A 15,938-nucleotide genomic window follows, 5' to 3' on the forward strand; every position below is an offset into this window, starting at 1 on the left:
CTCAACGGCAAGCTCGACATCCGCGCCCTGCCGGCGCCCGAATACTCCGCGGCCGGTTACCGCTCGCCGACCACCCCGGCGGCCACCGGGCGCAGCCAGCCGTCCAGGACGAACAGCGCCGTGCCGGGCACCGAGGAGCCGATCGGCGGCGCCCCCGAGCCGGGCGCCAGCGGCGTGCTCATCGACGAGAAGATGGTGGCCTCGGTCGGGCCGTAGACGTTGACCATCGTCCGGCCCGGCGCCCAGCGGTCCACCAGTTCGGGCGGGCAGGGCTCGGCCCCGATCACCAGGGCCGCGGACTCCAGGCCCTGCGGCGAGAGCATCCGCACGGCCGACGGGGTCTGGCTCAGCACGGTGACCTTCTCCGCGACCAGCAGGGCGTGGAACTCCATGGGTGAGCGGGCCACCGAATCGGGCACCACGACGAGGCGCCCGCCGTGCAGCAGCGCGCCCCAGATCTCCCACACCGAGTAGTCGAAGGCGTACGAGTGGAACTGGGTCCACACCTGCCCGGCCGACAACTCGACGCCGACGGCCTGCGCGTCGAACATGCGAGTCACGTTGTGGTGGCTGACGGCCACGCCCTTGGGCAGACCGGTGGTGCCCGACGTGTAGATGATGTGGGCGACGTGTTCGGGTGCCGGCGCCGGCAGGGCGGTGCGCGGCTGGCGTGCGATGGCGCGGTCGTTGATGTCGATGACGATCAGGTCGTGCGCGTGCAGCTTGTCCGCCAGCGCGGCGACGGTGATCGCGGCCATCGGTGCGGTGTCGGTGAGCATGAAATCGATGCGGGCCGCCGGCAGCGCCGGGTCGATCGGCAGGTAGGCCGCGCCGGTCTTGAGCACCGCCAGGATGGCCACGATCGCGTCGGCCGACCGGCCGAACAGTAGGGCCACGGATTCGCCCGGGCCCACCCCGCGGCCGATCAGCAGGTGCGCCAACCGGTTCGACTTCTCGTCGAGTTCCCGGTAGCTGATGGACCGGCCCTCGAAGGTCACCGCCGCGGCTTGGGGGCTGCGCGCCGCCTGCGCGGCGAACAGCGCCGGGATCGACGTCGGCGTGGCGGGCCGGGTGAGCACCGCCCGGTCGGCCCAGCCGTCCAGCCGGTCGTGTTCGGCGGCGTCGAGCAGGTCGATCGACGACAACCGCCGCGCCGGGTCGCCGGTCATCACGATCAGCACCCGCTGCAGCCGTTCGATCAGCGTCGCGATGCGTGCCGCGTCGAAGACGTCGGTGTCGTATTCGACCTGCAGGCGCAGCTCCTTTCCGGGCTGGGCCTGCATGGTCAGCGGGTAGTGGGTGGATTCGCGGGTGGTGATGTCGGTGACGACCAGCTCGTGGTCGGCGGACAAGGCGCTGGCGTCGATCGGATAGTTCTCGTAGGCGAACAGCGTGTCGAACAGCTGGTCCTGGCCGGTGATGCGGTGGATCTCGTTGAGCGCCAGGTGCTGGTGGTCCAGCGTGTGGTTGTAGGCGCCTTGCAGCTGGTCGAGCAGTTCGGCGGTCGTGGTCGTGGCGGTGATGTTCGCCCGCACCGGCACCGTGTTGATCAGCAGGCCGACCATGTTCTCCGCGCCGGTGACCTCGGCGGGCCGGCCCGACACGGTGGTGCCGAAAACGACATCGCCCTGGCCGGTCAGGGCGCACAGCAGCTGCGCGAACGCGGCCTGCAGCACCGTGTTGACGGTGGTGTGGCAGGAGCGGGCCAGGTCGGTGATGGACTGGTTGAGCTCGGCGGGCAGCGCGAACGATTCCACGCTTTGCCGTCCGGGCTCGGTGCGGTCCTGCGGGCCGACCAGGGTCGGGCTGTCGAAGCCGGCGAACACCTCGGCCCAGGCGGTTCGGGCGGCGTCCACGTCGCGTGCGGCCAGCCAGTCGACGAAGGCGCGGTAGGGCGCCGCCGCCGGCAGCCGCTGGCCGTAGTAGCCGGCGAAGATCTCCCCCAGCAGGATCGGCATCGACCAGCCGTCGAGCACGATGTGGTGGTTGGTCAGCACCAGCCGGTAGCGCTGGGGGGCGGTGCGCACCAGCGCCACCCGGAAGGCGGGGTGGTCGGCGAGGTCGCCGCAGACCGCGGCGCGCTCGGCCGCGCACAGCCGTCGGATCCGCGCGTCGGCGTCGGCGTCGCCGTCGAGCTCGACGTACTGCCAGGACGCCGCGGGGTCGGCCGGGATGATCTGGACGGGCTCGTCGTAGTCGTCGCAGAACCGGGCGACCAGGTTGGGATGCCGGCCGATCATCGTCTGCACGGCGTCGCGCAGCCGGTCGGGGTCGAGCGGGCCGGCGATGCTGATGTCCAGCTGCCCGGCGTACAGATCCTCGCTCGCCTGCGCGGTGTTGGCGTGGAAGAGCAGTCCCTGCTGGACCGGGGTGAGCGCCAGCACGTCGGCGATATTGTGTTGGCGCGCAAGCTGATCGAGCTGCGGCTGGGTGAGCCGGGCCGGTGCGATGTCGGACGGGGTCAGGCCGCCGCCACCGCAGCGCACGTGCGCGCAGATGCCGGCCAGCGCCTCGAACCACAATCGGCCCAGCCTGGTGATCTGCTCGTCGCTGCATGCCGAGGGCGCCCAGGTCCAGTTGGCGTGCAGCCGCGGTCCGGCCGCGGAGTCGACGGTGACCGCGTTCAGCTCGACGGTGTGCATCAGCGGCATCGGTATCGCGGTCGCCGCGCGGGTGACCGTCCAGCCATCCGGGTCGGGCCGCCACATGTCGTCGGTGAGCTCGGCCGCACCGCCCTGGCGTCCCAGGTAGTTGAAGCCGATCGGCGGCTCCGGCGCGTCCAGGTCGATGTCGGGGTTCAGGTAGCGCAGCAGCCCGTAGCTCAGCGGGTCGGGCAGGGCGCGCAGCTGTTCCTTGGCGTCCTTGAGCACCGCGCCCAGCGCGTCGCCGCCGGCGGCGACCTGCGTCCAGGAGATGCCTTGCAGCGCAAGGGATACCGGGTATTTGGTGGTGAACCAGCCCACGGTGTGGGACAGGTCGACGTCGCGGCCCAGTTCCTCGTGGCGCCCGTGGCCCTCGACCCCGATGCCGACCGGCGCGCCGCCGCCCGAGAATTCCGCGCACGCCAGCCCGAACGCGATCAGCAGAATGTCTTGCACGCCGGCGTGAAACGCCGCGGGCACAGCGCCGAGCAGCGTGCCGGTGGTCTCGGCGTCCAGCTCCATCGAGAGGTGTCCGGCCGTGGCGAAGGTGTCGGCCTCGGGGCGCACCGCGGGCAGCGCCGCGGGCGTGGCCGCCGCGGCCGCCACCCGCTGCCAGGTGTCGGCCTGGCCCACCACGTCCGGGTGGCGCGCATGCTCGGCCAGCCGTGCCGACCAGCGGGCGAACGAGGTCCCCACGGTCGGCAGCGCCACGGGCTGCCCGCCGTGCTGCTGGGCCCAGGCGATGTTCAAGTCCTGCAACAGGATTCGCCACGACACGCCGTCGACGGCCAGGTGATGAACGATCACGACCAGTTGACGGGTGGCGCTCGCCCACACCGCGCGCAGCAGCACGCCGGCGGCCGGGTTCAGCCGCGAGCGCGCCTCGATGACCGCCGCCTCGGACAGTTCGTCCACCGTGTGCAGGCACGCGCGGGCGTCCACCGCGCCGGGCTCGGGCACCGTCAGCGACCAGCCGGTGGCGGGGTCGTTGTCGACGTGCAGCCGCAGCATGGCGTGGCGATCCAGCAGGGCCTGCAGCACCGTGACGACGTCGGCCTCGGTGACCGCGGCCGGGGCCTGCACGAGCATGGCCTGGTTGAACTGGGCGACGTCACCGCCGGCGTTGTGGACGTCCTGCAGCCAGCGGATGATCGGAGTGGCCTGCACCGGCCCGAGCCCCTCGTCGGCCACCGCGGTGGCGGCGTCGAGCACTTCGGCCACCCGGGCCAGTCGGGCCACCGTCTGCTCGACGAAGATGTCGCGCGTCTTGCACACCAGGCCGGCGGCGCGCGCCCGCGTCACCACCTGCATCGACGAGATGCTGTCGCCGCCCAGGTCGAAGAACGAGTCGTCGACGCCGACGCGCTCGAGGCCGAGCACCTGCGCGTAGATTCCGGCCAGGATTTCCTCGATGGCGTTGTCGGGGGCCCGATACCGGTCGGCGTCGGAGTATTCCGGTGCCGGCAGGGCGCGGGTGTCGAGCTTGCCGTTGGGGGTGAGCGGCAGGGCCTGCATCACCACCACGGCGGTCGGAATCATGTAGCCCGGCAGCCGCTCGGCCAGCGCGGCGCGCACCGCGGCGGGGTCGGCGGTGCCGGTGACATAGCCGACCAGGCGCTTATCCCCAGGGCGGTCCTCGCGCGCCACCACGACCGCCTGCTCGACGCCGTCCACCCAGGCCAGTGCCGCGCGCACCTCGCCGAGTTCGATGCGGTAGCCGCGGATCTTGACCTGCTCGTCGGCGCGGCCCAGGTAGTCCAGCTGCCCGTCCGCGCGCCAGCGCACCAGGTCGCCGGTGCGGTACATGCGCGATCCGGGTCCGCCGAACGGGCAGGCCACGAACCGCGACGCGGTCAATGCCGACCGCCGCCAGTAGCCGCAGGCGACGCCGGCGCCGGCCACGTACAGTTCGCCGACCACGCCCGGCGGCACCGGCCGCAGCCATTCGTCGAGCACGAACGACGCCGCCCCCGGCACGGGGGAACCGATCGGCACCACGCCCGGTGCGTCGGCCTCCAGCGGTGCGCTGATGGCCGCGTACACCGTGGCCTCGGTGGGGCCGTAGGCGTTGATCATGGTCCGTCCCGGCGCCCAGCGGTCCACCAGTTCGGACGGGCAGGCCTCGCCGGCCACCACCAGCGTGACCGACTCCAGTCCCTCGGGCGCGAGCGCGCCCGCCGCCGACGGGGTTTGGCTGAGCACGCTGACCTGTTCGGCGACCAGCAGCGCGTGCAGGTCTTCCGGCGAGCGGGCCACCGATTCGGGCACCACGACGAGTCTGCCGCCGTGCAGCAACGCGCCGAAGATCTCCCACACCGAGACGTCGAACGCGAGCGAATGCCATTGCGACCACACGCCCGAACGCGGCAGTCCCGACTCCCCGGACGCGAGCAGCTGGGTGACGTTGCGATGGGTGACGGCAACGCCTTTGGGGACCCCGGTGGTGCCCGAGGTGTAGATCAGGTAGGCGAGATGTTCGGGTGCCGGCGCGGGCAACGCGGTGGCGGGCCGGGTGTCGACGGCGGGATCGTTGACGTCGATGACCGGGATGTCGTGGCCGTCGAGCCGGTCGCTCAGGTCGGCGGTGGTGATCGCGGCGATCGGGGCGGCGTCGTTGAGCACGAATCCGATCCGCGCCTCGGGCAGCGCCGGGTCGATCGGCAGGTAGGCCGCCCCGGACTTGAGCACCGCCAGGATCGACACGATCGCCTCGGCCGAACGCGAAAACAGCAGCGCCACAGTACGTCCGGGGCGGGCGCCCTGGCCGGTCAGCAGGTGCGCCAACCGGTTCGACGCCTCGTCCAGCTCGCGGTAGGTCAGCGAGCGGCCGGCACAGACCAGCGCGACGACGTCCGGGGTGCGGGCTGCCTGCGCGGCGAAAAGGGCTGGGAGGGAATCGGTTTGGGGCGCGGATGCGCTCAGCGCGGCGCGGTTGCCGAACGCGTCCAGCCGGGCGTGTTCGGTGTCGTCGAGCAGATCGATCGCGGACAACGCCTGGGCGGGATCGGCGGTCATCGCGAGCAGCACCCGCTGCAGCCGGTCGACCAGCGCCCGGATGCTGTCCTCGTCGAAGACGTCGGTGCGGAATTCGACGGTTCCGCCGATTCCGGCGGGTTCGCCGCGCTCGTCCCAGCGTTCACCCAGCGAGAAGGTCAGGTCCATCCGGGCGGTCTGGGTGTCCACCGGAATCGGCGTGACATCGACGTCGCCCAGGGTGAATCCGGCCGCGGGGCCGGCGTCGTGGCCGGCGAAGTTCTGCCAGGCCAACATCACCTGGATGAGCGGGTGATGGGTCAGGCTTCGGGTCGGGTTCAGCCGCTCGACCAGCACCTCGAACGGCACGTCCTGGTGCTCGTAGGCGGCCAGGCTGCGCTGGCGCACCTGGGATAGCACGTCGGCGAAGCTGGGGTCACCGGCCACCTCGACGCGCAGCACCAGGGTGTTGACGAAGAAGCCCACCAGCTCGTCGAGCGCGGGATCGCGCCGCCCGGCGATCGGGAATCCCACCGCCACATCGGGATTGGCGCCGATCTTGGCCAGCAGCACGGTCAACGCGGTCTGGATCACCATGAAGCTGGTGGCGTTGTGGTGGCGAGCCACATCCCCGATGCGCCGCTGCAGCCCGGTGGGCCAATCGATTTCGACGGTGGCGCCGCGCTGGTCGGCCACCAGCGGGTAGGGCCGGTCGGTGGGCAGCTGCACCCGTTCCGGCATCCCGGCCAGGGCGCCTTCCCAATAGGACAGCTGGGCGGCGATGCGGCTGTTGCCGTCGTCGAGATCGCCGAATTGGGCGCGCTGCCACAGCGTGTAGTCGACGTACTGCACCGGCAGCGGCGCCCAGTCGGGGCCGCGGCCGGCGGCCCGGCCGGCGTACGCCACCCCGAGGTCGCGCACCAGCGGGGTGATGGACATGCCGTCGGCGGCGATGTGGTGCACCACGGCGACCAGCACATGCCGGTCCTCGCCGAGCCGGAAAAGCTCGGCGCGCAACGGGATTTGGGAGGACAGGTCGAAGGTGTAGCGCGCGGTGGCGCCGATCGCCTCCTCCAGCTGGCTTGCCGACCAGGCGCTGGCGTCGACGACCTCCCAGCCGAAGTCGGCCTGGTCGGCGGGGATGACCACCTGCTGCGGCGTCCCCTCGGGGGCGGCGAACAGGGTGCGCAGGCTCTCGTGGCGGGCCACCACGTCGGCCAGCGCCGCGCCGAGCGCATCGGCGTCGAGCGCACCGTCCAGGCGCAGCGCGGCCGCCATGTTGTACACCGGTGAGGGCCCTTGCAATTGGTCGAGGAACCACAGCCGGTTCTGCGCGAACGACAACGGGACGATGGCCGGCCGCGCGCCGGCGGTCAAGGGCTGCAGCCCGTTGCCGCCCTCCCCGAGCCGGGGTGCCAGCTGGGCGATCGTGGGCGCCTCGAACACGACCCGCACGGCGAGGTCGGCGTCCAGGCTCGCGTTGATCGCGGCGATCAGGCGCATGGCGGAGATGCTGTCGCCGCCGAGGTCGAAGAAGGAGTCGTCGACGCCGACGCGTTCGGCGTTCAGGATGTCGGCGTAGATGCCGGCCAGGATCTCTTCGGTGGGGGTTTGCGGTGCGCGGTATTCACCCGCGGTGTATTCGGGCGCCGGCAGGGCGCGGGTGTCCAGTTTGCCGTTGGCGGTCAACGGAAAGGCCTCGAGCGCCATCACCGCGGCGGGGACCATGTACGCGGGCAGCCGTTCGGCCAGTGCGGTTCGGACGGCGGCGGCGTCGGCGCTGCCGGTGATGTAACCGACCAGCCGCAAGGCGCCCGGGTGGTCCTCGCGGGCGATGACCACGGCCTGCTCGACACCGTCGAATCCGGCCAGCGCGGACTGGATTTCGCCGAGCTCGATGCGGTAGCCGCGGACCTTGACCTGCTCGTCGGCGCGGCCGAAGTACTGCAGTTGCCCGTCGGCGTTCCAGCGCGCCAGGTCGCCCGTGCGATACATGCGCGTGCCGGCTCCGCCGAAGGGGCAGGCGACGAACCGCGACGAAGTCAGCCCGGGCCGGCCGACATATCCCGCGGCCACACCGGATCCGGCGACGTAGAGCTCCCCGACGATGCCGGGCGGCACCGGCCGCAACGACCCGTCGAGCACGAACAGCGCCGCCCCTGGCACCGGGGACCCGATCGGCACCGGCCCGTGGGCCGCCGACCCGGGCGCCAGGGGCGCGCTGATGGTCACACACATGGTGGTCTCGGTCGGGCCGTAGGCGTTGACCATCACCCGTCCGGGCGCCCATTGGTCCACCACCTCGGCCGGGCAGGCCTCACCGGCCATCACCAGCGACACCGATTCCAGGCCCTCGGGCGAGAGCATCGCCACCGCCGACGGCGTCTGGGTCAACACGCTGACCTGCTGGGCGACCAGCACGTCGTGCAGGTCTTGCGGGGAACGCGCCACCGATTCGGGCACCACGACCAGCCGGCCGCCGCGCAGCAGCGCGCCGAAGATCTCCCAGACCGAGACGTCGAACGCCAGCGAGTGGCAGTGCGACCACACCCCCGCGGCCGGCAGCCCGGCGTCCAGCGAGCCCAGCAGCTGGGTCACGTTGCGGTGGGTGATGGCAACGCCTTTGGGGACGCCGGTGGTGCCCGAGGTGTAGATCAGGTAGGCGACGCCGTCGGGCCCGGGCAGCGGCAGGCTCGTTTCGGGCAGGGTGTCGATGCGGCGATCGTTGACGTCGATGACGGTCACGCCGCGTCCGTCGAACCGCGCGGCCAGGTCGGCGGTGGTGATCGCGACGACGGGCTTGGCGTCGCCGAGCATGAACTCGATCCGGGCGTCGGGCGACGAGGGATCGATCGGCAGGTACGCGGCCCCCGTCTTGAGCACCGCGAGGATGGCGGCGATCGCCTCGGCCGACCGGGAAAACAGCAGTGCCACAGTCTGTCCCGGACCGGCGCCCTGTGCCGCCAGGCGGTGCGCCAACCGGTTGGACGCCTCGTCCAGCTCGCGGTACGTCACCGACAGGCCCTCGCAGACCAGCGCCACGGCCTCGGGTGCGGCGGCGACGTGCGCGGCGAACAGTTCGGGCACCGACACCGGCGGGCCGGCCGGCCCGGTCAAAACGGCGTTGTTTCCCAGCTTTTCGAGGCGGTCGCGCTCGGCATCGTCGAGCAAATCCACCGACGCCACCGGGTGGGTGGGATCGGCGGTCATCGCGGTCAGCACCCGCTGCAGCCGCGCGATCAAAGTCTCGACGGTGGCCGCGTCGAACACGTCGGTGCGGAATTCCACCCGTCCGCCGATCCCGGCGGCCTCGCCGGCCGCGGTCCAGCGCTCGGCCAGGGAGAACACCAGGTCCATGCGGGCCGACTGGTCGGCCACCGGTACGGACGTGACCTCGAGGTCGCCCAGCGCCAGGCCGGCGGCGGGGTCGTCGTGCCCGGCGAAGTTCTGCCAGGCCAGCATCACCTGTACCAGTGGGTGGTGGGTCAGGCTGCGGGTCGGATTGACCCGCTCCACCAGCACCTCGAACGGCACGTCCTGATGCTCGAACGCCGCCAGGCTGCGCGCCTGGACGCGCTCCAGCAGTTCGGTGAAGGTGGGGTCACCGGCCAGGTCGACGCGGAGCACCAGGGTGTTGACGAAGAAGCCGACCAACTGGTCGAGGGCGGGGTCGCGCCGGCCGGCGATCGGAAAGCCAACGGCCACATCGGAACTCGCGCCGACCTTGGACAGCAGCACCGCCAGCGCGGCCTGCACCACCATGAAGCTGGTCGCGTTGTGCTCGCGGGCGAGCCGGCGGACCTGCTCCTGCAATTCCGCGGGCCAGTCCACCACCACGCTGTCGCCGCGCTGATCGGCCACCGGCGGGTAGGGCCGGTCGGTGGGCAGCGCCAGCCGCTCGGGCATGCCCGCCAGGGCTTCCTCCCAGTAGGCCAGCTGGCCGCCGATGCGGCTGGAGCCGTCGTCGAGGTCGCCGAACTGGGCGCGCTGCCAGAGCGTGTAATCGATGTACTGCACGGACAATTCGGCCCAGCCCGGTGCGCGCCCGGCGCGCCGGCTGGTGTAGGCCACGCTGAGGTCGGCGCTCAACGGCGTGAGCGACAAACCGTCCGCGGCGATGTGATGGACCACGATCACCAGGATGTGCTCGTCCTCGGCGAGCGCGAAAAGCTGTGCGCGGATGGGGATTTCGGTCGCCAGATCGAAGGTATGGCGCGTCGCCGCCTTGATGGCGTCGTCCAGCTGGTCCGCCGGGTACGCGGTGGCGTCGATGACGTCCCAGCCGATGTCGGCGCGCTCGACGGGCACCACCAGCTGTTGGGGCGTTCCCTCGTGCGCCGGGAACAGGGTGCGCAGGCTTTCGTGGCGGCTCACCACGTCGGTCAGCGCGGCGGCCAGGGCGCCGGCGTCGAGCCGCCCGCGCAGCCGCAGCGCCGCCGCCATGTTGTACAGCGGTGACGGGCCTTGGAATTGGTCGATGAACCACAACCGGTTCTGCGCGAACGACAACGGGACCACCGCGGGCCGCTCGGCCGCCACCAGCGGCTCCAGGCCGGCCGCGCTCTCCGCGATGCGCGGCGCCAGCTGCGCAACGGTGGGTGCCTCGAAGACGACGCGCACCGGAAGGTCGCTGTCCAGCGCGGCATTGATCGCGGTGACCAGCCGCATGGTGGACAGCGAATCGCCGCCCAGGTCGAAGAACGAGTCGTCGACCCCGACGCGTTCCACCCCCAGGATTTGGGCGTAGATACCGGCCACGATCTCCTCGACCGCGGTGCTGGGGGCGCGATAGTTGCGATAATTGCCAGCGGTCCGGTAGTCCGGCGCGGGCAGGGCGCGGGTGTCGAGCTTGCCGTTCACCGTCACCGGCAGCGCGTCGAGCGCCACCACCGCCGCCGGGACCATGTAGCCCGGCAGTCGCTCGCCCAGCGCGGCGCGCGCCTTGCCCGGTTCGGCCGAGCCGGTGACATAACCGACCAGGCGCTTGTCCCCGGCGCGGTCCTCGCGGGCAACGACGACCGCCTGCTCCACCCCGTCGAGCGCGGCCAGCGCCGCCTGGATTTCGCCGAGTTCGATCCGGTAGCCGCGAATCTTGACCTGCTCGTCGGCGCGGCCCAGGTAGCGCAGCTGTCCGTCGGGTCCCCAGCACACCAGATCCCCGGTGCGATACATACGCTGGCCCACCACACCGAACGGGCACGCGATGAACCGCGATGCGGTCAGCCCGGGGCGGCGCCAGTAGCCGACGCCGACGCCCTCGCCGGCCAGATACAGCTCCCCCACCACACCGGCGGGCACCGGGCGCAGCCATTCGTCGAGCACGAAGAACGCCGCGCGAGTGACCGGTGAGCCGATCGGCGGGAATCCCGAGCCCGCCTGTAGCGGGGCACTCTTGCAGGCCCACATGGTGGTTTCGGTGGGCCCGTACACGTTGACCATCACCCGACCGGGCGCCCAGCGGTCCACCAGCTCCGGCGGACACGGCTCGGCCCCGATCACCAACGCCGTGCAGTCCAGGCCGTCGGTGGGCAACAGCCCCACCGCCGACGGGGTCTGGGTCAACACCGTCACACCCTCACCCACCAGCAGGGCATGAAACTCCTCAGGCGACCGCGCCACCGCGCCGGGGACCACGACGAGTCGTCCGCCGTGCAGCAGCGCCCCCCAGATCTCCCACACCGAGAAGTCGAAGGCATACGAGTGGAACTGGGTCCACACCTGCTCGGCCGATAAGGCGAACCCGAGCCGCAGATCATCGAAGAGCTGCGCGACGTTATGTTGGGTGACCGCAACACCTTTGGGCACACCGGTGGTGCCCGACGTGTAGATCACGTGCGCCAGATCGGTGGGCGCCGGCGCCGGCGGCGGGGTGCTCGGCTGGGCCGCCACCGCCGGGTCGGCCACGTCGATGACGGTCAGGTCGAAGCCGTGGAACTTCTCGGCCAGCTCGGCGGTGGTGACCGCGGCCATCGGGGCGGCATCGGTGAGCATGAATTCCACCCGCGCGGCCGGCAGCGCCGGGTCGATCGGCAGATAGGCCGCCCCGGATTTGAGCACCGCCAGGATCGCCACGATCGCCTCGGCCGACCGCGAAAACAGCAGCGCGACAAACTCACCCGGGCCCGCGCCGGACTCGACCAGCAGATGCGCTAACCGATTGGCCGCCTCGTCGAGCTCCCGATAGGACATGGACCGGTCCTCGAACGTCACCGCCACGGCGTCCGGGGTGCGCGCCGCCTGCGCGGCGAAGAGTCCGGCAACGGTCACCGGCTCCATCGGGTCGGCCAACACGGCCTGGTTGCCCCACGCGGCCAGCCGGGCGTGCTCGGTGGTGTCCAGCAGGTCCACCGACGACAACCGGCGCTCCGGCTCGGCGGTGACGGCCGCCAGCAGCCGCTGCAGCCGTTCGATCATCGCCTCGACGGTGTCCGCGTCGTATACGTCGGTGCGGTACTCCGCCGTCACCGCGATGCCGGCGCGCTGACCGGACTCGGTGAACCGTTCGGCCAGCGAGAACGTCAGGTCCATGCGAGCGGTGTTGGTGTGCAACGGCATCGGGGTGACCTGCAGGTCACCCAGCGCCAGCCCGCCCGCGGGCGCGGTGACCTCGCCGGGGAAGTTCTCCCAACCCAGCAGCACCTGGATCAGCGGGTGGTGGGCCATGCTCCTGGTGGGGTTGAGCCGTTCCACCAGCAGTTCGAAGGGGACGTCCTGGTGCTCGAAGGCGGCCAGGCTGCGCCGCCGCACCTGGGCCAGCAGCTCGGCGAACGTCGGATCGCCCGCCACGTCGACGCGCAGCACCAGGGTGTTGACGAAGAACCCGATCAGCTCGTCGAGCGCGCGTTCGGAGCGCCCGGCGATCGGGAAGCCCACCGCCACATCGGTACTGGCGCTGATCGTGGACAGCAGGGCGGCGAACGCCGCCTGAATCACCATGAAAGGGGTCGCGTTGTGTTCGCGGGCCACCCGCTGCACCTGTTGCTGCAGCTCCGCCGGCCAGTCCGCCGCCAATCGGGCGCCGCGGTGGTCGGCCACCTGCGGGTAGGGCCGGTCGGTGGGTAGCTGCAGGCGTTCGGGCAGCCCGGCCAACGCGTCGGTCCAGTAGTCGAGCTGCGCGGCGATGCGGCTACCGCTGTCGTCCACGTCGCCGAGGTACGTGCGCTGCCACAGCGTGTAATCCACGTACTGCACCGCCAGCGGGGCCCAGTCGGGGGCGTGTCCCGCGCACCGGCTGGCGTATGCCACCCCCAGGTCGCGCGCGAACGGGGTGATCGACCAGCCGTCGGCGGCGATGTGGTGCACCGCGACCACCAGCTGGTGTTCGGTGTCGGTGACGGTGAAAAGCTCTGTGTGCAGCGGGCTTTCGCTTGACAGGTCGAACGCGTACTGGGCCGCGGCGGCCATGCGCTCGCGCAGCCGGTCCTCCGGCCAGCCGCGGGCATCGACGACCTCGCAGGCGAACCCGATCTGGTCGGCGGGGATCACCACCTGCTGCGGGATTCCGTCGGCCGCGGCGAACACCGTGCGCAGGCTTTCGTGGCGGCCCACGACGTCGGCCAGCGCCGCGGCCAGCGCACCGGTGTCCAGATCCCCGCGCAGCCGCAGCGCCACGGTGACGTTGTAAATCGGTGACGGGCCCTGGAATTGGTCGATGAACCACAGCCGGGTCTGGGCGAACGACAGCGGGATCACCGCCGGGCGCTCCCCCGCCACCAGGGGCTCCGGCCGGTCGCCGTCGCCGCCGGCCAGCAGCGCCAGTTCGGCGGCCGTCGGCGCCTCGAAGACGGCCCGCACACCGAGGTCGGAGTTCAGGCTGGTGTTCACCGCGGCGATCAGGCGCATCGCCGACAGCGAATCCCCGCCCAGATCGAAGAACGAGTCGTCGACGCCCACCCGCTCCAGGCCGAGCACCTGGGCGTAGATGCCGACCAGGATCTCCTCGGCCGCGGTGGCCGGGGCGCGGTAGCGGTCCACGTCCTGGTATTCCGGCTCCGGAAGGGCCTTGCGGTCGAGCTTGCCCGACGAGGTCATCGGGAATTCCTCAAGCGCCACAATGTGTGTCGGCACCATGTATTCCGGCAGCCACGCGCTGAGCCGCTCGCGCACCTCGCCGATCTTGGTGTTGGTGCGGGGGTCGTTGGCGTGGCTGGTGCGCCGCCGGGACCCGGTGGGGGGCAGGTAGACGTCGGTCAGGGGCGCGGCGTAGTTGGGGTCGCCGGTGTCGACGAAAACGGCGCTGAGGGTGCCGGGTACCGCACCCCAGGTGACCGCGACGCGATACCCGGCGGCCTCGCCGATGCGGTGCACCTCTTCGGCGACGGCAGCGCCCGACACGGCGTCGGCGGCCGCGAGCGCGTCGGCCACGGGTTGCCCCTCGGCGAGCGCCGTTTCGACGCGAACGTCCGCGATGACCCCGGCGTGCGGGATGTCGGTGACGCGCACAACGGCGGGACGCTGGGACGCCAGCACGTCGCCCAGCCCGTCCGAGCCCGCGCATTCGGTCCACGACCAGGTGGGTGCGTCGCCCACCGAGCGCACCGCCGCGGGCGCTTTGCGGATGACGACGTCGTACCGGTAGCGGTTGAGTTCGTTGTCGGCGAAGCCGCGTTTGACTTCGATGTCGACGCCGCCGGCCGACGGGCAGCTGACCGCCCAGGTCGTGAAAAACTCTGGTGCCAACAGCAATTCGGTCTCGCCGAGCATGGCGTGGCGGACGCGCTGACGGATGTCGGCGGCCTCGGTGGCGGCGGCGCCGCCGCGCGACAGCGCGATCGCGGTCTGGAATGCGCCCTGCAGGCTGTGGTTTCGCACGTCACCGATGAACACGGCCCCGCCGGGGGCCAGCAGCTCCATGGCGTTGTCGATGACCTCGGCCAGATAGCCCGCGTTCGGGAAATACTGGACGACCGAGTTGAGGATGATGGTGTCGAAGTGGCCGCGGGGCAGCCCGTCGGTGACGTGGGCCGGCTGGGTCCGCAGCTGGACCCGGTCGCGCCAGGGCAGCTGCAGCTGTTCCATTGAGCGGGCCAGGTTCTCGATGGCCACCGGGGAGAAATCGGTGGCCAGATATTCGTCGCAGTGCGGGGCGAGCTGCGACAGCAGCAGCCCCGAGCCGGCGCCGATCTCGAGCACGCGTCGCGGTCGCAGGTCCGTGATCCGGTCCACCGTGGCGGCCCGCCACTCGATCATCTCCGCGAGCGGGATCGGGTCGCCGGTGTAGCTGCTGTTCCAGCCGCGGAAGTCCATGCCGAACCGCGACTCGAGGTCGGCGCCGTAGAGGTCGTCGTAAAGGTGTTGCCACTCTTCGACGTTGTCCTCGTCGTGGTCGGCGCCGATGGTGTGGTCGAGCGTGACGTAGGCGACCAGATGCGAGCCGGTGGCGCTGTCCAGCACGGTGACGGCGGCCTGGGTGACCTGCGGGCAGGCCAGCAGGGTGTTCTCGATTTCGCCCAGCTCGATGCGCTGGCCGCGCAGTTTGATCTGGCTGTCGGCGCGCCCGACGAAGTCCAGGTCCCCGTCGCGCGTCCAGCGCACCAGGTCGCCGGTGCGGTACATGCGGTCCCCGGGGCCGCCAAATGGGTTGGCCACGAAGCGTTCCGCGGTCAGGTCCACCCGGCCCATGTAGCCGTGCGCCAGCGCCGGCCCGCTCACGTACAGCTCACCCACCACGCCGACGGGAACCGGCTTCAGCCAGGCGTCGAGCACCACCGCGCACACGCCCGGCAGCGGGGTGCCGATGCGAACGGGCCCCTCGGCCGACAGCGGCGCGCTGAGGGTGACCCAGATGGTGGTCTCGCTCGGGCCGTAGACGTTGAACATCCGCCGACCGGGCGCCCAGGCGGCGACCAATTCCTTCGGGCAGGCCTCGCCGCCGACCATCAGCTTGTCGAAGCCGGGCAGCCGGGCGCGATCCAGTGACGACAGCACCGTCGGGGTCAGGAACGCCGCGTTGACGCGCTGGCTCTGCAGCAGGGCGGTCAGCGGCTCGCCGGCGTACACCTGCGGTGGCGCCACCACCAGCGCGGCGCCGGCCGCGGCCGCCAGCACCATCTCGCCGACCGACGCGTCGAAGGTCGGCGAGGCTACCATCAGCACCCGGGTGTCGGTGTCCAACTCGGACGCTTCGCATTGCGCCGCAGCCCATCCCAGCAAGCCGGCGTGGCTGACCAGCACGCCTTTGGGGGCGCCGGTCGAGCCCGACGTGAAGATCGCGTAGGCGCTGTCGCGAGCGGTCAGCGGCGCCAGACGGTCGGCGTCGGTGATCGCCGCGGCGTCGTAGCCGGACAGGTCCAGGCCGTCGATCCGCAGCACGGGGCGCGCCCC

At 71.5% G+C, this 15,938-nt stretch carries 1 pseudogene; it reads right to left on the minus strand.

What is annotated here, in order from left to right:
* Positions 1–62: 62 nt before the first annotated feature.
* Positions 63–15,938, minus strand: a pseudogene (locus A5624_RS14230) (amino acid adenylation domain-containing protein); the annotation flags it as partial.

The organism is Mycobacterium sp. 1482292.6 (assembly GCF_001672995.1).
GTDB classification, from domain to species: Bacteria; Actinomycetota; Actinomycetes; order Mycobacteriales; family Mycobacteriaceae; genus Mycobacterium; species Mycobacterium europaeum_A.